General features: G+C 29.5%; 21 protein-coding genes and 1 tRNA gene. 18 read left to right on the forward strand and 4 right to left on the reverse strand.

Going from position 1 to position 23,958, the window contains the following annotated elements; genetic code table 11:
- Positions 1 to 6 precede the first annotated feature (6 nt).
- From KQI88_RS04215 to hutI, 3 genes are all read left to right on the forward strand, one after another.
- Positions 7 to 5,460 carry a diguanylate cyclase gene (locus KQI88_RS04215; RefSeq protein ID WP_216415080.1) on the forward strand — a complete coding sequence of 1,818 codons (5,454 nt, stop codon included), beginning with the start codon at positions 7 to 9 and terminating at the stop codon, positions 5,458 to 5,460.
- Positions 5,461 to 5,654: 194 nt separating this feature from the next.
- The gene (gene hutH, locus KQI88_RS04220; RefSeq protein WP_216415081.1) at positions 5,655 to 7,178 is read left to right on the forward strand and encodes a histidine ammonia-lyase; all 1,524 of its coding nucleotides are present in this window, start codon (positions 5,655 to 5,657) and stop codon (positions 7,176 to 7,178) included.
- A gap of 18 nt (positions 7,179 to 7,196) precedes the next feature.
- Positions 7,197 to 8,465, forward strand: a complete 1,269-nt coding sequence (hutI, locus tag KQI88_RS04225; RefSeq protein ID WP_216415082.1) for an imidazolonepropionase — start codon at positions 7,197 to 7,199, stop codon at positions 8,463 to 8,465.
- A gap of 79 nt (positions 8,466 to 8,544) precedes the next feature.
- Here hutI and KQI88_RS04230 read toward each other — a convergent pair whose 3' ends face one another.
- On the reverse strand, positions 8,545 to 8,832 hold the full coding sequence (locus KQI88_RS04230) for a hypothetical protein (protein WP_216415083.1): 288 nt from the start codon (positions 8,830 to 8,832) through the stop codon (positions 8,545 to 8,547).
- A 196-nt stretch (positions 8,833 to 9,028) separates the two neighbouring features.
- Here KQI88_RS04230 and KQI88_RS04235 point away from each other — a divergent pair, with 196 nt between their 5' ends.
- From KQI88_RS04235 to KQI88_RS04265, 7 genes are all read left to right on the forward strand, one after another.
- Positions 9,029 to 9,853, forward strand: coding sequence for a hypothetical protein (locus KQI88_RS04235; RefSeq protein ID WP_216415084.1), 825 nt, complete (start codon positions 9,029 to 9,031; stop codon positions 9,851 to 9,853).
- An 87-nt stretch (positions 9,854 to 9,940) separates the two neighbouring features.
- Entirely contained in the window at positions 9,941 to 10,111 is a 171-nt protein-coding gene (locus KQI88_RS04240) for a DUF896 domain-containing protein (protein WP_216415085.1), read from the forward strand.
- Positions 10,112 to 10,287: 176 nt separating this feature from the next.
- Positions 10,288 to 10,737: a chemotaxis protein CheW gene (locus KQI88_RS04245; protein WP_216415086.1), complete on the forward strand. Its 450-nt coding sequence runs from the start codon at positions 10,288 to 10,290 to the stop codon at positions 10,735 to 10,737.
- Between the two features lie 162 nt (positions 10,738 to 10,899).
- Positions 10,900 to 11,373 carry a hypothetical protein gene (locus KQI88_RS04250; protein WP_216415087.1) on the forward strand — a complete coding sequence of 158 codons (474 nt, stop codon included), beginning with the start codon at positions 10,900 to 10,902 and terminating at the stop codon, positions 11,371 to 11,373.
- 164 nt (positions 11,374 to 11,537) lie between these two features.
- Positions 11,538 to 12,689 (forward strand): sensor histidine kinase, encoded by a 1,152-nt coding sequence (locus KQI88_RS18415; RefSeq protein ID WP_330656057.1) that lies wholly within the window; start codon positions 11,538 to 11,540, stop codon positions 12,687 to 12,689.
- A gap of 11 nt (positions 12,690 to 12,700) precedes the next feature.
- Positions 12,701 to 13,354 carry a response regulator gene (locus KQI88_RS04260; protein ID WP_216415088.1) on the forward strand — a complete coding sequence of 218 codons (654 nt, stop codon included), beginning with the start codon at positions 12,701 to 12,703 and terminating at the stop codon, positions 13,352 to 13,354.
- 181 nt (positions 13,355 to 13,535) lie between these two features.
- Positions 13,536 to 14,360, forward strand: coding sequence for a DegV family protein (locus tag KQI88_RS04265; RefSeq protein WP_216415089.1), 825 nt, complete (start codon positions 13,536 to 13,538; stop codon positions 14,358 to 14,360).
- Positions 14,361 to 14,401: 41 nt separating this feature from the next.
- On the opposite strand, the gene KQI88_RS04270 is transcribed toward KQI88_RS04265, so the two are convergent.
- Positions 14,402 to 15,307 (reverse strand): selenium metabolism-associated LysR family transcriptional regulator, encoded by a 906-nt coding sequence (locus KQI88_RS04270; RefSeq protein ID WP_216415090.1) that lies wholly within the window; start codon positions 15,305 to 15,307, stop codon positions 14,402 to 14,404.
- 75 nt (positions 15,308 to 15,382) lie between these two features.
- Complete coding sequence (locus KQI88_RS04275; protein ID WP_216415091.1) at positions 15,383 to 16,255, reverse strand: cation diffusion facilitator family transporter; 873 nt, start codon at positions 16,253 to 16,255, stop codon at positions 15,383 to 15,385.
- Positions 16,256 to 16,367: 112 nt separating this feature from the next.
- On the opposite strand from KQI88_RS04275, the gene KQI88_RS04280 reads away from it, so the two are divergent.
- The 3 genes from KQI88_RS04280 to KQI88_RS04290 all read left to right on the forward strand — a co-directional run bounded on the left by KQI88_RS04280 (position 16,368) and on the right by KQI88_RS04290 (position 18,167).
- Positions 16,368 to 16,817, forward strand: coding sequence for a hypothetical protein (locus KQI88_RS04280; protein WP_216415092.1), 450 nt, complete (start codon positions 16,368 to 16,370; stop codon positions 16,815 to 16,817).
- 250 nt (positions 16,818 to 17,067) lie between these two features.
- Complete coding sequence (locus tag KQI88_RS04285; RefSeq protein ID WP_216415093.1) at positions 17,068 to 17,805, forward strand: GTP pyrophosphokinase; 738 nt, start codon at positions 17,068 to 17,070, stop codon at positions 17,803 to 17,805.
- 44 nt (positions 17,806 to 17,849) lie between these two features.
- On the forward strand, positions 17,850 to 18,167 hold the full coding sequence (locus tag KQI88_RS04290) for a hypothetical protein (protein WP_216415094.1): 318 nt from the start codon (positions 17,850 to 17,852) through the stop codon (positions 18,165 to 18,167).
- Positions 18,168 to 18,263: 96 nt separating this feature from the next.
- On the opposite strand, the gene KQI88_RS04295 is transcribed toward KQI88_RS04290, so the two are convergent.
- Positions 18,264 to 18,350 (reverse strand) — tRNA-Leu (locus KQI88_RS04295).
- A gap of 250 nt (positions 18,351 to 18,600) precedes the next feature.
- Between KQI88_RS04295 and KQI88_RS04300 the strand changes: the two genes are divergently transcribed.
- The 5 genes from KQI88_RS04300 (at position 18,601) to KQI88_RS04320 (ending at position 23,955) form a co-directional block, all read left to right on the forward strand.
- A complete protein-coding gene (locus KQI88_RS04300) occupies positions 18,601 to 19,185 on the forward strand; it encodes an RNA polymerase sigma factor (RefSeq protein ID WP_334300592.1) in 585 nt (194 codons plus the stop codon).
- A 13-nt stretch (positions 19,186 to 19,198) separates the two neighbouring features.
- Positions 19,199 to 19,912 (forward strand): anti-sigma factor family protein, encoded by a 714-nt coding sequence (locus KQI88_RS04305; protein ID WP_216415096.1) that lies wholly within the window; start codon positions 19,199 to 19,201, stop codon positions 19,910 to 19,912.
- Positions 19,913 to 20,057: 145 nt separating this feature from the next.
- On the forward strand, positions 20,058 to 22,754 hold the full coding sequence (polA, locus tag KQI88_RS04310) for a DNA polymerase I (RefSeq protein ID WP_216415097.1): 2,697 nt from the start codon (positions 20,058 to 20,060) through the stop codon (positions 22,752 to 22,754).
- 12 nt (positions 22,755 to 22,766) lie between these two features.
- On the forward strand, positions 22,767 to 23,366 hold the full coding sequence (gene coaE / locus KQI88_RS04315) for a dephospho-CoA kinase (RefSeq protein WP_216415098.1): 600 nt from the start codon (positions 22,767 to 22,769) through the stop codon (positions 23,364 to 23,366).
- 22 nt (positions 23,367 to 23,388) lie between these two features.
- Complete coding sequence (locus KQI88_RS04320) at positions 23,389 to 23,955, forward strand: lytic transglycosylase domain-containing protein (protein ID WP_216415099.1); 567 nt, start codon at positions 23,389 to 23,391, stop codon at positions 23,953 to 23,955.
- The last annotated feature ends 3 nt before the right edge of the window (positions 23,956 to 23,958 follow it).

The raw sequence follows: 23,958 nt of genomic DNA on the forward strand, positions 1-23,958 counted from the left end.
GGTGCTATGGAGTTAATAAATAGTCGTTATAAAATTTTAAAATCTCTAGAGCAAGAGCATTATTATAGTCAATACATAGCATTGGATTTAATAAAAAAGGGGGAAAAGGTTTTGTTACATTTGATAAGTGATACTCAAATTACAAGACCTTTTATTGAATATTGCAATAGTAACTTTTATGAAGTTTCATCATACAACCAGGAAAGCATCATGAGTATATATAGTTATGGAATTGTTGAAATAATGGACGATAAGCCTATTGAAGAGACTATCTTCTTTTATACTACAGAGTATGTAGATTCAATTAATTTAACAGATATAGACAAACCACTTGAAGAATATGATTTGCTGGATATATATAAGCAAATTTCCCGTGCACTAGATTTTCTTTATTATCATGGAATAGTATATAAGTATATAGGTGTAGAGACTGTTAAACTAATTAAAAAAGAGAATAAGTTTACTGTAAAGCTATTGGATATAGTTAGTATACATAGAATGGAAATAATGAAAACATATTTTCATACTTTGACATGTAGTTTTTTCGCACCAGAGCTTGTATGTGGTATGGAATTAGGCGTTTATACTGACATATATTCTTTAGGGTCCTTGCTTTACTATTTACTTACATTAACTTTATTAGATAATAGTCGTGTAACTTCACGAAATGAAGACTATCTTAAAGATGGTAGCTCAAAAGTCAAGCTATTTAATATGATTCAAAAAATGACAAGTAATGATATTGATATGAGATATATGACAATACATGAATGCAATGATACTATTAGAAATATTTATGGTCTTAACAAAGTCATTGAAAACCTTAAGGATGTAGATAAGATTAATTTTAAAACTTCGCTTATTGGGAGAGATCAAGAACTGAGGAAAATACTTGATGTTTGTGAAATAAGAGAAGATCGAATAAGAAAGTTTAATAAAAACATAGTGCTTATAAATGGTGATAAGGGTATTGGAAAAACAAGATTAATAAACGAAGTCAGCCACTTAATTAAGTGGAAGAAATATAAATCTTTTCGTGTTACTATTAACCAACAAGCAGAAGGGTTTAGAGAAATAATAGGTAGTGTTCTTAAACAATTTATTAAAATATCATCTGAATTATATATTACAAAGTATGGAAGAGAACTAATAAAGTTAGTTCCAGAACTAGGTAGTAATAGAGATATTATACCGTCTCAAGTTTTGCCGAATAATCAGGAAGTACTAAGGCTTTATAACCGCGTAGCCAACTTTATGTTTGACGTATCCTTAATTCATCCTTGTGTTATTTTAATCGATGACTTTCACTTGGCTGACAGGTCTATGATAGAGTTCGTAGATTATTTACTTAATTTAAATAAGATTAAGAAGGCTCCTTTATTACTAATATTAGGTTATATGGATGGACATTTTTATTGTGATAAAAATAAAGATTATATAAATAAGTGGTCCATAGATAATGCTTTAAGCATAAAGCTAAGCAGGTTAACTATAGAAGAGACTGCTAAGCTGGTTAAGCATATTTTAGGATGGCATAAAGAACCTCTAAATTTTGCAAGTCGCATTATGAGAGATACAGAAGGAACACCAAGTCATATTGAAGAAATAATAAAAGAACTATACTCACAGAAATTATTGGAAGTTAATTATAGCACCAATTATAAGGGGTTTGCCCCAATCATAAGTGTAGATGATTATAATAAAATTATACTTTCTCAAAATATTGATGAATCAATTTTGAAGCAACTACAATCTTTAGATAATATAGCAAGGGAGATTTTAGATGTAGTTTCATTATTTAACACCTCGATTTCAAAGGATATTATTAGTGATATGCTAGAAACTATAAAAAATGATTACGATGATTATTTTTCAAACTTAACTCAGCTAAAGATTTTAAATGAAAAGCTTGACGATTGGGGATATACCTATGGATTTCATAACAAGGATTTTAAAAAAAATATATATAATAATATAGATGAAGATAGAAGAATACTTCTACATATTAAAGCAAGCAATATACTAGAGGAGCTATATATAAAAGAAGGTAGAGAGAATAAGGAGGAGTTGATATATCACTTAATACAATCGGATCAAAAAGATAAGTCTATCAACTATTGTATAGAATCAGGAATTGGAATGCTAAAGTTTTTTATTTATGAACAGGCATATACTTTCTTTAAACGGGCTTATGAATTATTGGAGGATGATACAGATAGAAGGAAATTAACTGTTTTAATACATCTTGGAGATGTTAGTCAAAATTTATCTAAAAATAATGATGCAATTTATTATTTTGATTATGCTATAAAGTTGGCTAACTTGCAAAATATACCTAAGAAATCTATAGATGCAAAAATTAAGATTGGACTGCTATATTCAATTCGAAATGAATTTGATTCGGCATTAACTTATCTAAATGAATCTATAGATGAGGCAAATAAAATTAAATATGTTAATGGAACTATGGAAGCAGCTTATTTATTAGGTAGAGCATATATGCAAATGAGAGAGTTACAAAAAATGAAAGCCATCTCAGAGCAATACTTTGATTATGCCTTTGTACAAAACAACCTATATTACATGGGAATGTTCATGGGATTAAGAGGTATTGTTGAGTATTTTGAAGAAAACATAGTAATTGCATTAGAACTTTTTAAGGAGAGTGTAGAGTATTTAGAGAAGGCTAATAAGAGCGAAGAAACAGCTCGGCCGATTAATAATATTGGTGTAATATACCATGATCATTTTCAAGATACTCATAATGCAAGGGTTTATTTTCAAAAGGCGCTAAAAATTTCTAAGCAATTTCGTAGAACTGATGGTATCATTACTTTCAGTAATAACATTGCTGATACCTATATTACCGAACATGATTATTATAAGGCTATAGATGTTTTGAAGAAAAGCATTGAACTTGCGCTTGAATATGGGGAAGAAATTTCAACCTTAATGGTCTATAGCAATCTAATTGTAAGCTATACAAATATAGGCGAATATAAACAAGCATATATGTATTTACTAAAAGCAGATGTAATTTACAAAAATAGAAACATTAATCGTAAGGCGATATATTTAGAAACATATCTTGAAGCTTGTGCAAAACTATATATGGCAATGGGAGCCTATAATGAAGCTTTGCAAATAATTAAAGAATTTTTTGAAAAGTTTTCTCATGCTGAGTTTTTAATACAACTACGCATGCGAAAGTTATATTATTTTGCAAAATACAATTCGGGGGAATTGGTCGAAGATAAAGAACTCATTGAGCTAATTAACGACTATAGAGAAACGCCCTATGTAAGGGATAAAAGAATGATTCTATTAGAAGGAGCTAATTACTTTATAAATAAATTAATGATTTCAGAAGCTAAATGTCTTTTAGAGGAAGATATTGATTTAGCTAATACTGTGAATAATGATTATTTTATTTTGAAGAGAAAATATGTTGAAAGTTTTCTATTAAATAAGAAACAACAGATAGTTGCTCTAGAAGACCTAATTTTAAATAAAAAATTAGATCAATTTAAGGAGATACAATGGAATGTGTATGCTCAGCTTGGAAGTTCATATCTACAGTCTCGAGCATATTTAAGATCAATTAATAGTTTCTTGAATGCTCTAGATGTTATATATGTACTATTCAATACAATACCTTTCGAGTTTAAAAGATTATATTTACTAAAAGATGATAAGTTTTTGGTAAGAATAAATTTATTTATAATTGAAAAGTTGATTAATGGTGACAAATCAAAGGACTTCCTAAATATTAATGACGAAAATTATGAAAAGTATAAGGTTAAGTTGCTATCTGATAATAACTTAGAAGGTTTTTTTGATATTGTAGAACTTCAGAATATTTTAAAAAATAGAAAATTTTATAAATTAGCTTTAGAACATTATGATAAGTTTAATGGAACCAATATTACAAGTATAGAACAATTGGTAGCCTCATTTACTGATAATAATATTAAAAATTTAGATCTTTTGTTACAGCTAGCATGCAGAACTACATTGGCATCTAGAGGTGCAATAATAGAGGAAGAAGGCCATAAAACTATAACATCAGTAGGACAGAGTATACCTCAAGATAAAATTAACAGTATATTAGAGAATGTATCTAGCATTAACAAAGAAGTTTTTAGCAAAAGCAGTCTTAATCCTACTAGAGATTTCAATAGGGAATACTTTAGAAACAATACAAGAGGGTTGATTTGTTTACCTATCTATAAAGAAAATGAAAATGGAAATAATGAAAATGTACAAGAAAATAATAGAAAGAACTATAATAAATTTCAGAAAAAAATTATAGGATATTTATATTTAGAAACAGATAAAGCTCTTAATAATTTTTCGGAAGAAACTTTAAAGCTTTGTAAAAATCTTTTGCCTTTAGCAGGTATATTGCTTACTAATCATTATTTAACCATTTTTTCATCTATTGATAAGATGACAGGAACATATATGAGAAAATATTTTGAGCAAGTTTTTGATGAAGAAATTGAATATGCAAAAGAAATAAATCAGCCACTTTCGATTATTATGTTAGATATCGATCATTTTAAAAATGTGAATGATATTTATGGACATCAAAAAGGTGATATTGTATTGACGGAAATAGGGAAAATTATTAGAAGTAATATTCGTACCACAGATTATGTAGGTAGATATGGTGGTGAGGAGTTCATTATATTATTACCTGGAGCAAATAAAGTTGATGCCTATACTATAGCAGAAAAAGTAAGGAATAAAGTTCAAAGTTCCAAGTTACTTGGAAGTGATGCTCAACTAACTATAAGCTGTGGAATTGCAAGTTTTACTAGTGATGCAAATAAGCAGATCCAAATTATAGAGAGGGCGGATCAAGCTCTTTATAACGCTAAGGAAAATGGTAGAAATAGAAGTGTTATGTGGAAAAAAGACATTATTTTAGGTAGTAAAAGAGTTGATAAACTTGCAGGAATTGTAACAGGAAATATTATACATGATCAAAGAAATGTTCTCGTTATTACTGAAATAATTGAATTAATTAGTAGAAATAGTACTATAAAAGAAAAGATATTTACAGTTCTAGGAAGATTAATAGAAATATTAGAGGCTGAAGAAGGTATACTTTTTACTGTTGAAGATAATAAAATTCACAAAAAATATTATCGTAGACGGTTTATTGAAGACTGGGTGCCGCCATTTATATTTAATGAAAATCTTGTAAAAAGTGTGATTATAAATATGGAAGGTAAATATATTATAGATTGGGAAAGTATAAATAGCTTTGATATATTAACTAACACACCAAATTGGAAATCTGTAATTATTATTCCTGTTGTAGTTAATGAAAATGTTTGTGGTGCAATTTACCTATCGGTTTCAATAAAAGAAAAGGAATTTGACTATAATGCATATAACTTAGTTAAAATTACAAGTAATATAATTGGTGCACTTTTAAAGACTAGTAGATAGGATATATTATAATGAAATTATAAGGAAGGGGTAACCCTTCCTATTTTGTATAGTTAAAGATTAAAGCAGGTTAAATATATGAAAAAAGAAGGTAAAGTTATATTTTTATAGAATATTTTAATAAGTTAGAATATATCTAAATTATAAGATTCACATAATCATAAGAATATAAATTAAACACTAGGAGGTATAAAATGGAAAAAATTATTATTGATGGGAACAGCTTGACTTTAGAGGAAATAGCTAAAGTATCTAGAAAGTTTTATAAAGTGGAATTATCAGATGAAGCTATTGAAAGAATTAATAAAAATCGAAAAGTGGTTGATAGATATGTAGAAGAAGAGAGGGTAGTTTATGGGATAACTACAGGTTTTGGTAAATTTAGCGATATAGTCATTTCAAAGGATGAAACTGAAAACCTACAAAGAAATTTGATTGTTAGTCATGCTTGTGGTATTGGCAATCCTCTTGAAGAGGATATAGTAAGAGCTATTATGCTATTAAGAGTTAATGCTTTAGCTAAAGGCTATTCTGGTATTAGATTAGATACATTAAATACATTAGTTAGAATGTTAAATGAAGGAGTTCATCCTATTATTCCAGAAAAAGGATCATTGGGTGCCAGTGGTGATTTAGCGCCATTATCTCATATGGTTTTAGTTATGATGGGAGAAGGCGAGGCTATTTACAAAGGTAGATTGATGGATAGTAAAGATGCCATGAATGATGCAAAAATTGAGCCTGTAAAGTTAACATCTAAAGAAGGCTTAGCATTAATTAATGGAACACAGGTAATGACTGCTATTGGAGCCCTAACACTATATGATTGTAAAAACTTACTTAAGATATCAGATATAGCAGCCTCTCTTACATTAGAAGCACAAAGAGGTATTATTAACGCATTTGATAAGAAAGTTCATGAAGTAAGACCACATAGAGGACAAATAGATTGTTCAGTTAATCTAAATAATATGTTAGAAAACAGCAGTTTTATTACAAAGCAAGGTGATATAAGAGTTCAAGATGCCTATACTTTGCGTTGCATTCCGCAAATCCATGGTGCTTCTAAAGATGCTGTTAGATATGTGGAAGAAAAGATAATTATAGAGATTAACTCCGCCACTGATAATCCACTGATTTTTACTGAAGAGGATGAGGTTATTTCGGGAGGTAACTTCCATGGACAACCAATGGCATTGTCTTTTGATTTTTTAGGAATAGCTATAGCGGAGCTTGCTAATGTGTCTGAAAGAAGAATTGAAAGGTTAGTTAATCCACAGCTAAGTGGTTTACCTGCCTTTTTAACAGAAAAAGGAGGGCTCAATTCTGGTTTTATGATATCACAATATTCAGCGGCATCATTAGTATCGGAAAACAAAGTATTAGCTCATCCAGCTAGTGTAGATTCAATTCCATCTTCTGCTAATCAAGAAGATCATGTATCTATGGGAACTATAGCTGCAAGGAAGGCTAGGGAGATTTACAAAAATACTGCTAATGTGCTTGCTATCGAACTAATGGCAGCTGCACAAGGAATAGATTTCTATAAAAATTATACTTTAGGTAAGGGAACTCAAATAGCATACGATACAATTAGAAATCAGGTTTCAAAGCTAAAGGAAGATAGGATAATGTATATAGATATAAATAAATGTGCAAGTCTAATTTTTACGGGTAAATTAGTAGAAGCTGTAGAGAGTGAAGTTATATTACTGTAAAGTAAAGGATGGTGCAAAATGGTTGTTGATGTGCTTATTAAAGATATATCTCAGCTTATAACAGTAAAGTCTGGTATAAAGGCTAAAAAGGGAAGAGAAATGCAAAACATTGGACTTATTGAAAATGGTTGGATAGCTATTAAAGAGAATACAATAATAGGAGTAGGCAGTGGTGATATAGGATCTGAATTTAAAATACAAGAACATACTTTGATTGTTGATGGTAAAGGCAAAACTGTCACACCAGGACTGATAGACCCACATACCCATTTAGTCCATGGAGGATCACGAGAAAATGAATTAGCTCTAAAATTAAAAGGTGTTCCATATCTCGAAATATTGAAGAAGGGTGGAGGAATTTTAAGTACTGTAAGAGCCACGCAAAACTCTACCTTAGAGGAATTAGTTAATCAATCTAAAAAAAGTTTAGATAGAATGTTGACCTATGGTGTAACTACTGTAGAGGTTAAAAGTGGATATGGATTAGAGATAGACACTGAAATTAAACAGTTAGAGGCTATTGATATATTAAATAAACAAAGTAATTCTGATTTAGTTTCTACATTTATGGGAGCACATGCTATTCCTGGGGAATATAGACACAATCCAGATGAATTTGTAGATGTAGTAATAAATGAAATGCTTCCAATAGTAGCAGAAAAACAATTAGCGGAATTTTGTGATGTATTTTGTGAAGAGGGCGTATTTTCAATAGATCAAACTAGAAAAATACTTAAGGCTGCAGAAAAACTAGGACTGAAATCGAAAATTCATGCTGATGAAATCATATCTTTAGGTGGAGCTGAGTTAGCAGCAGAGTTAGGTGTTGTGTCTGCTGATCATTTGATGGCTGCTAGTGAAGAAGGCTTAAAAATGATGGCAGAAAAAGATGTAGTTGCTGTGGCATTGCCTGGTACTTCATTTAATTTAGCTATGGGCAAATATGCAAATGTACGCAAAATGATTGACTATGGCTTGTCTGTTGCTCTAGCAACTGATTATAACCCAGGTAGCTGCCCTACGGAAAATATTCAATTGATTATGAGTCTAGGGTGTTTATACCTTAAGATGACTCCTGAAGAAGTAATAAGTGCAGTTACAATAAATGCTGCTGCAGCAATAAATAGAGAACATGAAATAGGAAGTATTGAAATAGGGAAAAAAGCTGATATAGTTATTTTCGATGCACCTAATTTATACTATATTCCTTATCATTTTGGAGTTAATCATGTGGATATAGTAATTAAAAATGGTAAGATTGTCGTTAAAGAAGGTAGATTAATTTAATAAACTAAAACAAGGGACCTAATAAATGGACCCTTGTTTTAGTTTATTGATATTTAATAAAATAAATTAAGTTAAATTTCTAATCTTGGTTATTTAAATAATCCATAACCTTATCTAGTCTAGATAATTGTTCTTGATTTAAAAATGGTTTTATTCTGTTTATCATTTCTTCGTGGTTAGGTACTGATTTTTTAAGTTTTGCTAACTCATCTAAAATCTCATCTTCCGGCTTATCGCTATATTGGTTAAATAAGTCTACAGCTTTTTGATAGTCGTCTTCAGAAACCATACTTTTTACTTCCTGGAGCCTACTATAGTCACCAGCCTTAAAAGCTCTTAAAAGTTCATTTAATTTTTTAGAATTCATTATTCTCCCTCCTAAATAATAATTTTCTTTGTAAATGCTTTTCCGTATATAGATATGCAGGAGGTTTATATTTTGCCACTAAAATTATAAAGATAACTTATTTTATATAGCAAAAGATAATATAAAGATTAATAAAACATTTTAAATAGAATATACATATACTATATAATAGGTCAAATTTGGAAGGAGGCCAACAATGGATAGACAAGAACAAAGGTTACAGATTCAACCCAATTGGTTACTTTTTTTTCTGTTTTTAATTTTTTTGTCACGTAGTGATACCAAAAAATTAGGATTTCAGGGAATGAACTTAGTCGATTTAGATAAAAAAACAAAGTTTCTTAATAGAATAAAAGGATATATGGATCCACAGGAACAATATATTGTTCATAGTGCTGAGACTATATTGCAGATCATTAGAAATGTAAAGGTGCTAATGGAACCTCCACAAATTGCATCGGCAGGAGTAAGATATTCTTCATTTAGTTTAGAGGATAGAAAACGTAATATGTTAATGGACCTAAGTGAATTTCTTGAGGATGAAAAGAAAATGTTGGTTCATCAAGCAGTAGATTTTGATGTTAAGATTAGAACATTAGAAAAAAAATTAAAAGAAATACATAGTTTATCACAGAATGGAAATCATATGGCAAATATACATGAATATATTGAGGTTTTTGAGCCGATACTTGCTGATGAGGTAAAAGAAAAGGTATCCGAGTTTAAAAAGTTAGCATCGGTAATAAATGTAATTAGCACTTTAAAAAATAAAGAAAAAATTAGTGAAATGGATATTATAGAAATTATTCAGCCTTTTATTCATAAGGACCAACGGGATTCTTTAATGCGCATGGTACAAATATTTAAAGCAGTAACTAGCATGAATGATGAAACTACTCCTACAGATAATAGCGAAGAACAGTTATCTAAAGAAAGTGATATGGATTATGAAGTTGCAGAAAATATTGAAACACAAACAAATAAAGAAAAATTGTTCTCAAGTGAAGAAACATCAACTTAAACTTATAACATTTTCGTGGTATAATATATAGTAATTTAAAAATAATTGTATATATTAATAATAAATAAAGTTCTAGGAGTGTTATAAATGGTATCTAAAGAAAAAATTAATAGAATTAATGAACTAGCTAGAATATCAAAAGAAAGAGAATTAAGTGCCTTAGAGAAAGAGGAACAACAAAAACTACGTAAAGAATATATAAATTCTTTTAGAAAATCTTTTGCAAAACAGTTAGAAAATATAGAATTAGTAGATTAAGTTTTTATATAATCATCCTTATTTATTTTGGGAAGTAATCTTTAAAAATAGATAAAGATGATTTTTATTTTGTCTATAAATAAAAAACTTTGATAAATAAAAGGAAAATTAATGTTAATATAGAATAATAGCTTGTAAAGAAAGAGAGGAAAAAGTTCGATTTAGGAGGTAAAAAAATGTCAGAAAGACAATATGTTATTTTCAAGTTGGAAAATGAAGAATATGCTGTAGATATAATGAATGTTAAAGAAATAAGTGAATATATGGAATGTACTAAGGTTCCAAATTCACCAAATTTTATTAAAGGTATCATTAATTATCGTGGGAATGTAGTACCGGTTATTAATTTACGTGAAAAATTTGATATGCTTTCTGCTTCGATTACACCAAATACTAGAATTATAATTTTTGGATTAAATGATAAGCAGGTAGGACTTTTAGTAGATGATGCATCCCAAGTATTGACAATCGACGATACGAAGATAGAAGATGCACCTAATATTATAATGGGATCAGATGATAAATTTATTAGTGGAATAGGAAAGATTGAAAATCGTATGGTTATTATTTTGGATTTAGAAAATCTTTTAAGCGAAGAGGAGAAAAAAAGAATTGAAGCAATTTAAGAATTCAAAACATATCCCCAATATATTGTAGATGACTATCTTAAATTGACACTATATGTTGGGCGAAATTTTTATTTTGCACTAAAAAGAACTAAATTTTGCAAAATCCTTTGTTTATAATTATGTATATAAATATATGATTATAAACAAAGGAGGAAAATTATGAAAAGAGTTTCTATTATTTTTTTATTTATTCTTACTATTATTTCATATCAAAATGTTATTTTTGCATCCTATAATAGTGAAGCCCTTGTGGAAGAATTGCACCAACAAGTTGAGAGGGTTTTTAAAGAACGAAGCAAGATATGGAATCAGCTTTTAATGGGACAATATGTATCTATTGATGAAATTGAAGAAGATTTAAATGAATTTATTGTTGATCCTCTACTTAAGTTAGATATGGAAATGTTCGAACACATGTTAAATAATCCTACATCATATGAAGGAATTTCAAACGTATCAGTTAAAAGTATTTATGTAGTCAAAAATAGTTTAAATAGGGTAAAATTAGAATGTATCATGTTATGGGATATCTCAGGATATGAAAATGAATACACCGAGGAAATAAAGTACATAGTTGAAATGGAGAACATTAAAGATAGGTGGATGTTGAGTAATTATCAAATAAGTGAATAATAAACAGAAAAAGGATCTTTAAAGATCCTTTTTCTATTTAATCATTAGAAACTTAGGAATAAATTACTATATTCTCATAAAATACTTATTATTGTAAGGAAAATAGAGGAAAGTTGTCGGAGCATGTAGAATTTATTAGAATAATGATGGAGGTGCTAAAATAAGTGCAGGGTGGAAGTGGAAATAATGATCAAATTACCAAGGTATTAAAAAGAACAATGGATGCTATTTCAGAAGGTAAGAAAGAAATCTTTGAAATATCTGAGGCTGCAAGAAATGAATATAATTCTCTAAAAAAAGAATTAGACGATTTTCAAAGTAAAGTTCAACTTTTAATTAAAGAAGTAGAAATATTAGAGCATCAAGAGCAAATAAGTCGTAAAATATTGTTAACAGTAAGTAAAAATTTTTCAAAGCATAGTGAGGAAAATATCAAAAAGGCTTATGAAAATGCTAATCAGCTACAAATTAAGCTTATTCTGAAAAGACAAGAAGAAAAAGATTTAATTAAAAGAAGAACAGACCTAGAATTAAGATTAAAGAATGCACAAAATATTTTAAAAAGATCTGAAAATCTTATATCTAAGGTTTGTGTAGCTTTTGACTTTCTAAGTGGAGATTTAGAAAATATATCCGATACACTAGAAGATATGAATCAAAGGAGTATTTTAGGAAGAAGAATTATACAGGTACGAGAAGAAGAACACCAAAGAATTGCAAGAGATATTCATGACGGTCCAGCCCAAGCTTTAACTAACGCTATAATAAAAACAGAGGTTTGTGAACGGTTAATAGATATAGATATTGTCAAGGCAAAAAATGAAATACAGGAATTAAAGAAAGTTTTAAGAAACAGTATTAAAGATATTAGAGGAATTATATATAATTTACATCCAATGGCACTAGATGACATTGGATTTATACCTACTATTCAAAGGTACATACATAATTTTCAAAGTGATACTAATATAGAAGTTGATTTTGTTATACTATCGCAAGTTGAAGTAGAGGATAACATTAAAAATATTGCTCTATTTAGAATAGTACAAGAAGCATTAAATAATGTACAGAAGCATTCTCATGCAACTATGGTTAAAATTAAGTTAGAAATGACAAAAAGGAATCTATACGTTCTAGTAGAAGATAATGGTATAGGCTTTAATATAAAAGATCTAAAAAGGCGTAATAGATATGAGGGAGGTTTTGGTCTATTAAATATGCAGGAAAGAATCGAACTACTTAATGGAACATTTGAAGTGAAAAGCGAAAAAAATTGTGGTGCAAAAGTTATAATTAATATACCAAATGAAAATTAGGGGGATGAAATATGAATGATATAAAAGTCTTAATAGTTGATGATCATTCTTTGGTAAGACAAGGGTTAAAACAAATTGTTGAACTAGAGCCGGATATTAAAGTAATAGGATTGGCTGGAGATGGAGAAGATGCAATTTTAAAGGTACAAAAACTTAAGCCTGATATTATTCTGTTAGATATTAATATGCCGAAACTAAATGGAATACAAACTCTGCGAAGATTAAAAGATATGGATAAAACTATTAAAATAATTATGCTTACTTTCTACGAAGACAGAGAATATTTGTTTGAAACTATAAATTTAGGTGCTGATGGTTATGTATTAAAAGATGCAGAAAGCGAAAGTTTAATTAAAGCCATAAGAGATGTATTTCAAGGTTCAAGTTATATTTATCCTACCTTAGCAACAGAATTAGTAAAAGAATTTAATCGTAGAGAAGAAAAAGGCAAAAGAGAAATAAATGGAGAAAATTTGACAAAAAGAGAGTATGAGGTTTTAACATTACTTGCAGAGGGATTTAATAACAAAGAAATAGGAGATTGCTTATTTATTAGTGAAAAAACTGTGAAGAACCATGTGTCGAATATATTTAAAAAAATTAATGTTAGCGATCGTACACAGGCTGCTATTTATGCATATAAACATAATATTAAAAAGATATAGTTATTATGTAGATTAATATAATTTAATAGGCGTGGGTATAATGATAAACAAAGACTGTTGTTTTTTATATAACATTAGAATAGAAAGTGTAAATTATTTATATTAATTTTTAAATTTTTCTTTCAATATAGTGCAATACATATTATTATATAAGTAATATGAAACAACAGGAGGTTTTTGAATGCAAATAATTACTGATAGTTCTTGTGACCTGCCAAAAGAAATTTTGGAAGAAAACAATATTATAGTTGTTCCTTTAAACATTGAAATAGATGGAGAAAACTATGTGGACGGTATAGATTTAACACATGAGGAATTTTATAAAAAAATGGCAACATCTGAAGGACTTCCCAAAACATCTCAGCCATCACCTCAAAGTTATGTAGATGCATTTAAGAAAGCTGCTCAAAGAACTGGCGAAACATTATGTATACATCTTTCTTCAAAATTAAGTGGTACAATGAATGGTGCAATAATGGTAAGAGAGATGATGGAAAAAAAGATTGAAGTTTTTGATAGTTTAAGTGGATCAATGGGTTTAGGTATGCAAGTATTAAAAGCTTGTGAAATGAGAAAAGAAGGAGCAAGCTTGGAAAAAATAATTGAAAAACTAAAAGAGTACAGGGATGAAATGAGAGTTGTTGTTTATTTAGAAACCTTAGAAAATGCTGTAAAGGGTGGTAGAGTAAATAGGGTTAAGGAAATGGTTGCAAATCTGTTGAATCTAAAGGCAATAGTACATGTTGAAGAAGGATATGTAAAGATATTAAAGACTATTCGTGGAAAGAAAAGAGCTACTAACTTTATTTTAGAACAAATTGCAGAAAAAAATATGGATTTTAAAGATAGGATTATAGGAATAACTCACTGCGATTGTATTGAAGATGCTTTAGCATTAAAGGAAGAAATAATTAAGCGTTTTAGCCCTGCTAAAGTGTTAGTAACAACAATGGGTCCTGTAATCGGTACCCATTCTGGACAAGGTGGATTACTAGTTTGTTTTTAAAAGAAGGATGGGTTCCCCCATCCTTTTTTATGATAATGTCTTTAGTTGTTCCTAATAAAGTGGTTACAAACGAATTGTTGAAATTCTATTTCAAGTGGTGAAGGTGATCTTTGGCTGTGATATACGAAATAAAATTTTCTCTTTAATTCCATATCTCTAATTTTTATATAGTTTAACAGTTTGTATTTAATTTCATCTTCAATTGCACGTTTAGACAATATTGAAATACCTAAACCTCTTCTAATGCATTGCTTTATTGCTTCGGTATTTTCTACATATGCAATAACTTGTAATTGCTTTATATCTATGTTTTGGCTTCTTAAAGTTTCTTCTAGTAAGTTTCTGGTCCCTGACCCTTGTTCTCTTAAAATGAATTTTTCTTTTAGTAAATCATGTAGTGTAATAGAGATATCTTCACTGTCATAAGATTCATTATATGGTGTAACTAAAACGAGTTCATCACTTGTAAGCTCCACATATTTTAGTTGGTTATGAGGTATTTTAGCACCAACAATGCCAAAATCTATATCACCGTTTATAATTCCTTCTACAACTTGAGCTGAATCATAGTGAAGCATTGAAAAAGTTACATCTGGATAAATTTTATTGAATTCACATATAAGCTCGGGAATAATATATTGTTCAGGAATTGTACTAGAAGCTATTTCTACGTTCCCGACAATCTTTCCTTTAAACTCTCCTAGCTTAAATCTGGCTCTCTCTCTTAAATTAATAATATTAATAGCATAATCATAAAGGACTTCACCAGCCTTAGTTAATGAAATTTTTTTACTAGACCGATTAATCAATACTGTATTTAATTCCTTTTCTAAATTTAAAATATGGCTACTTATGGTTGGTTGTGTGAGATACAAATAATCAGCAGCCTTAGAAAAACTTTTAAATTTGGCAATTGCTACGAATGACTCTAATTGTCTAAAATCCATAACTTCCCACCTTCATGTACATTTCTATATGAAAATTCTACCATTGTTTTATAAAAAGTTCAACTGATTATAAGTTTAGCGAAAAGGGTTCACATGTACCAAAACATCTAAAACATCCAGTTCTGAATTAATAATAAAATGTTTTGCTTTTCCTGCAATGGCATGTCCAGCTTCAACCGTTATATTAGGATCGACGCAAATTTTTATATCTACAAAATATTTAGGACCATACTGTCGTATTTTTATGTCCTGTATATCTTTAACCTCTTCAGCTTTTCTAGCTGCTTTATCAATTATATCAAATACTTTCTTTGGTGGAGCTGTATCCATTAGAACTCTAATTGCATCAATATAAATAGATATTCCAGTTTTTAAAATTAAAACAGCAACTATAATACCAACAAGAGGGTCCATAATTGTATACCCTAACAATGCCCCAGCAATACCAATTACCGCCGCAATAGATGAAAATGCATCACTACGATGATGCCATGCATCTGCAATTAAGGCTGGACTATTAAGTTCTTTGCCTACTTTATATGTATGTCTATACATAGCCTCTTTTACAATAATGGATAAGAAGGCGGTATAAATGGCAAAGGATTGAGGCGGACTTATGGATGGACTTATTAATACTTTATATGATTCATATCCAATACCTATAGCAGTAACCATTAATATAATAGCTAAAATTTTAGATGTTATGGACTCGGCCCTATGATGTCCATAGGGATGAGATTCATCTGGAGGCTGGTATGCAATTTTTAAGCCTTGCATAACTACAACTGTACTAAATAAATCAGAGGCCGAGTGAAATGCATCTGCCACTAATGCAGTACTACCTGCAAGTAATCCGATAACTGCCTTTATTATGGTCAATCCAATATTAACTATAATACCTATAATTGATACTTTCTTAGATTTTTCATAACGAATTTTATCTTCCATAAAGCACCTACTTTCATATTAAATTTCGATTAGTAAGTTTTACTTATTATCTGAATACAACAGCGAGTATATGCAAATACTTTTGATAAATAGTATTGTAGGAGGAAAAAATGTGGCCAAGATCATTAACTTAAATGACTATAGAGGTATGAAACAGCGAGAATTCTTTGTTAATCTGTATCACTTCCTAAATAAAAATCTAGATTATGGTTTAGATCATATATTAGCACAACTGGATGATGATTTTATCTCTCTCTGCCAAAAATACGAAATAGATCCATTATACGTAAATTTTTTTAGAGTTCCAATTATAACCTTTATTGTAATTACCTTTGTCAACAATAGTGATATTAAAGATTTTTTTTCTACCACTTTAAATATGGAAAATAATGAAAATAAATCTATGTTTAAGAATACCCTAATAAGAATAATTGAAACTTTTGAAGAGAATTATTGTAGACAAAAATACAGACAAGATTTTGAACTAGAAATGGAAGAGGTTATTGAAGAAGGATTAAAAAGAGTATTAGAAATAGTACCTGATAAAATCATATTAGTGTAGGTGTTGTAATATAATTAAACTATTATTTTGTTATAATAATTACAGTATAGAAAAAGTTAGGTATATGCTGGTTGAAGTGGAAATTCACTTTAACCAGATTTTTTTATTTTATTGTTATAATTCATATTTAGTTCACATTAATATCTTATGATATAATAATAGTCAGTTTAGAATAAATAAAAAATGAAAATAAACAATTAATTATAAGGTTAAATTTATTCAAAGATTTAAGAAAAGGAGTCAATATAAAATGGAAATTACAAAAACTATAGATGTACAACAACTAAACGCATTTAAAATAGAATTAACTAGGTTTATGATGTCATATAAATTTGCACTAGATGAGTTGAATACTAAAATTGATATTTTAAAACAGGAATTTGAATATATTCATGATTATAACCCTATTGAACATGTTAAATCTCGATTAAAATCCCCTGAAAGTATTTTGAAAAAAATTTATAGGAAAGGCTATGAACTTTCTTTACCTTCGATAAGATCACATATTAAAGATATTGCTGGCATTCGCATCACTTGTTCATTTATTTCCGATATATATAAATTAAGTGAAATGCTTCAAAATCAAAAAGATATAAAACTGATTAACTGCAAGGATTATATAAAAAATCCTAAACCTAATGGATACCAAAGTTTACATTTAATCCTAGAGATCCCTATTTTTATGTCTGACAGAGAGGAACGCGTTTGCGTTGAAGTTCAAATCCGTACTATCGCTATGGACTTTTGGGCAAGTTTAGAACACAAAATTTATTATAAATATAATAAAAATGTTCCTGAAAAATTGATTGATGAACTTAAGGAGGCAGCAAATTCAGTATCCCAATTAGATAAGAAAATGGAGAATATTCATACAGAAATGAATCAGCTTAAGGAATCAATTGATTCTCATGGTGATTTACAAGAATTGTTAATTAGCAACGAAAGATTTCATATTCCATATGAATTTCTAACACTACGCTTTAATTGAGAAGAATGATTCATTAGAAGCTGTATAGTAAGGAGGATGGTAAAATGGAAGGAATTATAGGCTTAGTAAGACTTTTTATAATATTTTTTACCATAAGGATTTTTTTAAATAGTATATTTAGAAGGGTAATTATGAGAAAACAAGTGTATAATCAGAAAAACATCAATGATTTAGAGGACGCTAGAAGATTTTCTGAGGAAAATATAAATGAAGATGCAGTTGATATGGTTTATGATCAAGTATGCGAATTATATTTACCTAAAGCAAAAGCTTATCAAGTTGTAGAAGAGGAAGAAACACAATATTTTTGTAGTTGGGAGTGTAGACAGCACTATATTGAAGCTAGAAGTATTAAAAATTAATGGAATTCTAGGAATTACGAGATAATATATTCACAAAGGCAAATTATAAAAAGATGTGCTTCAAATTTAGAAGCACATCTTTTATGTGTATATCTTTGGTGCCGTGGAAGGGAATCGAACCCCCACGATGTTGCCATCGGCAGATTTTGAGTCTGCTGCGTCTGCCAGTTCCGCCACCACGGCATATTCATCATAGAATTAATGTTAACATAGACAAATGAGCATGTCAATATTTTTTTTGTAAGGGGTAGTATGTAGCCGACATAATAGTAATAAGAGTATAGTAGATAAAAATTGCAGTATAACATGGCAAAAATAATTATTGGATATTTAGTTTTTTTCTGATATTGTTATGATGGAGAATTAAATAGAATTTTTTAAGGAACAAAATTCTTAAAAATTCGTCAAATATTAATAGGAGTATGGGAAGGGAGTGGAAACTTTGAGTTTAAAGGAGGCCTCCTTAATCGAACAATCAAAGGCAGGAGATATAGATAGCTTTGAGCAATTAATTGCCGCTCATCAAAAAAAAGCTTTTAATATTGCTTATCGTATACTTGGAAACTTAGAAGATGCCAATGATGTTACTCAAGAAGCCTTAATAAAGGCATATAGAGGAATTAGAAACTTTAATGGTAAAAGTAGTTTTTCTACTTGGTTATACACTATTGTAAATAATGCATGTATAGATTTTATTCGTAAAAATAGAAAAACTAACGTAACTTATTTAGACAGGGAATATGAAACGGAAGAAGGTAGCTATAAGCTTCAGGTGTATGGCAACGAGGAAACGCCAGAGGAATTATTTGAGAAGAAAGAGGTACAAAAACTAGTTCATGAAGCAATTAATAAGCTAAGCTATGAGCATAGAAGAATTATTGTTTTAAGAGATATCGAGCAGTTTTCATACCAAGAAATATCTCAAATACTAAATTGCTCAGAGGGGACTGTAAAATCTCGAATAAATAGAGCTAGAAGCAATTTGAAAATATTGATTAAAGAACAGTTAGATGATTGAAGGGAGTGATAATATGAACTGCAAAGACTTTGATTTATATGGGTCTGCTTATATAGATAATATGCTTTCAGAGCAAGAAAGATTAGAATTTGAAAATCACATTAATGAATGTGAATATTGTAATATTAGCTTGCAAAACTTAAAAATAATTGTTGAAAGTATTAATGAGCTTGAAGAGGTAGAACTTCCCAGAAATTTTTCTAGTGAATTAACGATAAAGCTACAAAATGAGAAAAACTCTAAAAATAGAATGGTATTTTTTAATAAAAAGAAATTATTAAGTGGTATTGTAGCAGGTCTATTAATCTTTATGGCTTCCCTATCTTTAATAAATAACTCTTTAATTAATAAAAATATGGATAGATTATATAGTGAAATAGAGGATAAACATATTAATGAAAAGAACACTAACTTTAAAATTGCATCCGATGAACCTAAGGACGCACTTGACAATACAGAGAAAGAAACTACTATAAAGCCAAGTATAATGGCTATGGATAATGTAGATGAAAAGCAGGAAGGAATATCCGAGGAGAGTGCTAAACAAAACAAGGATAGCAGAACTTATAATATAAAAACGCCAGAAAATGAAGAAAACTCTGTAGAAAATAAGAATTCTCAAAATCAACTAACTAAAAAGAGATTTAGCAAAACAATTAACCCATTTGCTATAGTATCTATAATTCTTGGTGTAGTAATTTTAATATATAAAATATGGAAAAAATAGATTTTTTAAAGCCCCACTAGTGTAATTATACTAGTGGGTATTCTTTTATAGCAAAGGGTGTATAATTCTTAAAAAGAAATTGATTTTACTAACTGACTAATAAATGCTAAAATATTGATAATATCTTAAGAAGGGAGCTAAGCCCATGCAAGAACGGTTAATAATTATTGACGGGAACAGTTTAATTAATAGGGCATTTTATGCTTTACCACCTTTAACAACTAAAGAGGGGAATCATACTAATGCTATATATGGATTTGTAACTATGTTACTTAAAGTAATGGAAGACTATAAACCAGATTACATAGGAGTAGCCTTTGATAAAAAGGCCCCAACATTTAGACATAAAGAATTTACTGAATATAAAGCAGGTAGAAAGAAGATGCCACCAGAATTAGCAGAACAGATGGAACCATTGAAAGAAGTACTAGATGCTTTTAATATATATCGCATTGAGTTAGAAGGTTTTGAGGCTGATGATTTGATTGGTACATTAGCTAAGCATTGCGAAGAAAAAGGATTTGAAAGTTTAATAGTAACTGGTGACAGGGATGCACTTCAGCTAACATCGGATTGCACCAAAGTACTTTTTACTAAGAAAGGAATATCTCAACTAGAAATATATGATGATAAAAAGGTAATGGAGGAATATGAGGTTACTCCTACACAATTCATAGATTTGAAAGGATTAATGGGAGATAAGTCGGACAATATACCGGGGGTTCCTGGAGTTGGAGAAAAAACTGCTATAAAACTTCTTAAGCAGTTTGAAACTATTGAAAATTTAATACAAAATACAGAAGAAATTACAGCGACTAAATTAAGAGAAAAGATAGAAGTTAACCGTGAGCAAGCAATGCTAAGTAAGCGATTGGCTACTATTATTACAAATGTACCTGTAGATATTAATTTAGACGATCTTAAAAAGAGAGAGGCAGACCATGAAAAGCTAATGGAACTGTTTAGATCCTATGAATTTAATAGTCTTATTCCTCGTATAAAGAAAACTATAGAGCAATCAACTGATGAAAATGAAAATACATATAAATTAGAAAACAACACTAATCAAAATATTGTGCAGATTAAAGATATAGTTAGTTTGAAGACAATGTTGGATGAAGTAAAAAAACAAGGACAAATTGTTTTGAAAACAATTACGGAAGAACAAAACATTGTAACCGATAAAATTGTATCATTAGCGGTAACTACTAAAGGAGAAGTACTATATTATATAGATTTTAAAGATTTTAGTGAAGATGACCTTATTTATAATCTAAAGCAAGTTTTAGAGGATGATAGTATAAAAAAGATTGGCCATGACTTTAAAAAAGAGATTGTGCACTTCTATCCTTATAACATTAATATTTCTAACCTACATTTTGATACTATGATTGGTGAGTATTTAATTGATGCTGCAAGATCTAGTTATAGTTTGAAGGATCTAGCCATTGGGTACTTAGGAGAGGAAATTGTTGATGAAGAAAAAATAATGGGTAAAGGCAAAAATCAAATTTCGCTATGGGAGGCTCCAGGAGAAGAACTTAAACAACTGCTATGTAGCTATGTTAGAGTAGTTGCAAACATTTCAAATACTATTAAAGAGAAGTTGGAAAATCTAGGACTGGAAAAGCTTTACTACGAAGTAGAATTGCCCCTAGTGGAAGTGCTAGCTTTTATGGAATTTCAAGGAATTAAAGTAGATAGGAATATGTTGTTAGATTTAGAAATAGAATTTAAAGAAAAAATAGATCAATTAACCAGGGAAATTTATACTTTAGCAGATGTAGAATTTAATATAAACTCGCCAAAACAATTGGGGGAAATACTTTTTGAAAAGTTAGGATTACCACCTATAAAGAAGACGAAAACAGGGTATTCTACTAATGCAGATGTACTTGAAAAACTACACGATCAGCATGATATTATTCCTAAAATATCTGAGTATAGACAGGTTACTAAGCTGAAAACTACATATGTAGATGGGCTTCTTAATATTATAAATCCAGTAACGAAACGTATCCACTCTAGTTTTAATCAAACTGTGACAACTACAGGCAGGATTTCAAGTACAGAACCTAACCTTCAAAATATACCTGTAAGATTGGAAATGGGAAGAAGGCTACGTAAGGTATTCATTTCTGACGATGGATATAAATTTATTGATGCAGACTATTCTCAAATTGAGCTTAGAGTATTAGCGCACATAGCAAATGATGAGAACTTGATTGATACATTTATAAAAAATCAAGATATACATACCAGAACAGCATCAGAAATATTTGAAGTACCTATGGAAGAAGTAACTCCTCTTATGAGAGGAGATGCAAAGGCAGTTAATTTTGGTATTGTTTATGGAATAAGTGACTTTGGACTATCTCAAAATTTGAATATACCAGTGAATAAGGCAAAAAAATATATAGAAAGCTATTTAGATAAATATCCTTCTGTAAGAAAGTATATGAAGGATATTGTTGAAGAAGGTAAAGAGAAGGGTTATGTAGTAACACTACTCCATAGAAGGAGATATTTGCCGGAGTTAAAATCATCTAACTTTAACATTCGTAGCTTCGGTGAACGAATAGCTATGAATACTCCTATACAAGGAAGTGCTGCGGATATTATAAAAATAGCTATGGTTACAGTATATAAAAGACTAAAAGAAGGAAATTATAAGGCTAAATTAATACTTCAAGTACATGACGAATTAATAATAGAGTGCCCTGAAAATGAAGTAGAAACAGTAACTAAAATTTTACAAGAATCCATGGAAAATGCAATTAAAATGACAGTACCTTTAAAAGTAGATTTATCCTATGCTAATAACTGGTACGATGCAAAATAAGGGGTGAATTTCATGGTACGCGTAATAGGTCTAACAGGAGGCATAGCAAGTGGTAAAAGTACAGTATCAAATATATTAAGAGGACTAGGTGCTATTATTATTGATGCAGATGAGGTTGCTAGAAAGATAGTCGGACAGGATAGACCTGCTCTAGCAGAGATCGAGAGGTCCTTTGGAAAAGAAGTAATATTTGAAGATGGAAATCTAAATCGCAAAAAACTTGGTACTATTGTTTTTAATGACCAGTCTTTATTAAAAAAACTAAATGAAATTACACATCCATACATTATTAAGGAAATTATTGATGTGATAAATTGGTATAAAAAAACATCTAATAATCGTGTTATAATATTAGATGCGGCCTTATTAATTGAAATGGATTTAATATACTTAGTTGAAGAAGTGTGGCTGGTTTCTGTACCAAAAGAAGTGCAGATTAATCGTTTAATACAAAGAGAAAATATTAGTGCAGATGATGCTAAAAAACGGATTGATGCACAAATGTCTCTTGATGAAAAAAAACAATATGCCCACATAATTATAGACAATTCAAAGGACGTAGATTATTTAAAGGAACAAGTTGAACAAAATTGGAGTAGATTAATCGAATAATATTTTGGGGTGATTGTTACTTATGTTGATTTTTCGCAAAGGATGTTTAAAGTTTCTTATATTTATTATAATATTAATCGTGATAGCTATTGGACTTCAAAATGCCGAATGGGTTCTAAAGACAATATACCCTATACATTATAGAGATTTGATCGAAAAATATGCTGAGGAATATGAAATAGATCCCTATTTAGTGGTAGCAATAATGAAAAACGAGAGTAAGTTTGATCCTAATGCAGTATCAAAGAAAGGTGCAAAGGGACTAATGCAAATAGCATCAGTTACAGGAGAGTGGGCTTCTGAAAGGCTTAACATACCAAATTATTCTGAGGATATGCTTTTTGAGCCTGAAATAAATATTAGAATTGGTGTATGGTATTTACACGTGTTAGAAAATGAATTTGGTAATAATATTGAAGTAATGATAGCTGGATATAATGCAGGGAATGGAAATGTTAAGAAATGGTTAGATAATCCGGAATATAGCAAGGATGGTAAAACATTAGATAAAATTCCCTTTAATGAAACTAAGCATTATCAAAGAAAAGTTTTAAGAGATTATAGAATATATCACAAAATCTATAAATAATAT

The organism is Alkaliphilus flagellatus (assembly GCF_018919215.1).
Classification (GTDB): Bacteria; Bacillota; Clostridia; order Peptostreptococcales; family Natronincolaceae; genus Alkaliphilus_B; species Alkaliphilus_B flagellatus.

Bases quoted from the DNA above. Each gene is read 5' to 3' on its own strand.
- polA (WP_216415097.1), top strand. From the start codon at position 20,058: ATGCAAGAACGGTTAATAATTATTGACGGGAACAGTTTAATTAATAGG.
- KQI88_RS04235 (WP_216415084.1), top strand. From the start codon at position 9,029: ATGGATAGACAAGAACAAAGGTTACAGATTCAACCCAATTGGTTACTT.
- KQI88_RS04290 (WP_216415094.1), top strand. From the start codon at position 17,850: ATGGAAGGAATTATAGGCTTAGTAAGACTTTTTATAATATTTTTTACC.
- coaE (WP_216415098.1), top strand. From the start codon at position 22,767: ATGGTACGCGTAATAGGTCTAACAGGAGGCATAGCAAGTGGTAAAAGT.
- KQI88_RS04240 (WP_216415085.1), top strand. From the start codon at position 9,941: ATGGTATCTAAAGAAAAAATTAATAGAATTAATGAACTAGCTAGAATA.
- KQI88_RS04265 (WP_216415089.1), top strand. From the start codon at position 13,536: ATGCAAATAATTACTGATAGTTCTTGTGACCTGCCAAAAGAAATTTTG.
- KQI88_RS04245 (WP_216415086.1), top strand. From the start codon at position 10,288: ATGTCAGAAAGACAATATGTTATTTTCAAGTTGGAAAATGAAGAATAT.
- KQI88_RS04285 (WP_216415093.1), top strand. From the start codon at position 17,068: ATGGAAATTACAAAAACTATAGATGTACAACAACTAAACGCATTTAAA.
- KQI88_RS04230 (WP_216415083.1), bottom strand. From the start codon at position 8,832: ATGAATTCTAAAAAATTAAATGAACTTTTAAGAGCTTTTAAGGCTGGT.
- KQI88_RS04260 (WP_216415088.1), top strand. From the start codon at position 12,701: ATGAATGATATAAAAGTCTTAATAGTTGATGATCATTCTTTGGTAAGA.
- KQI88_RS04275 (WP_216415091.1), bottom strand. From the start codon at position 16,255: ATGGAAGATAAAATTCGTTATGAAAAATCTAAGAAAGTATCAATTATA.
- KQI88_RS04215 (WP_216415080.1), top strand. From the start codon at position 7: ATGGAGTTAATAAATAGTCGTTATAAAATTTTAAAATCTCTAGAGCAA.
- KQI88_RS04320 (WP_216415099.1), top strand. From the start codon at position 23,389: ATGTTGATTTTTCGCAAAGGATGTTTAAAGTTTCTTATATTTATTATA.
- KQI88_RS04270 (WP_216415090.1), bottom strand. From the start codon at position 15,307: ATGGATTTTAGACAATTAGAGTCATTCGTAGCAATTGCCAAATTTAAA.
- KQI88_RS04250 (WP_216415087.1), top strand. From the start codon at position 10,900: ATGAAAAGAGTTTCTATTATTTTTTTATTTATTCTTACTATTATTTCA.
- hutI (WP_216415082.1), top strand. From the start codon at position 7,197: ATGGTTGTTGATGTGCTTATTAAAGATATATCTCAGCTTATAACAGTA.
- KQI88_RS04305 (WP_216415096.1), top strand. From the start codon at position 19,199: ATGAACTGCAAAGACTTTGATTTATATGGGTCTGCTTATATAGATAAT.
- hutH (WP_216415081.1), top strand. From the start codon at position 5,655: ATGGAAAAAATTATTATTGATGGGAACAGCTTGACTTTAGAGGAAATA.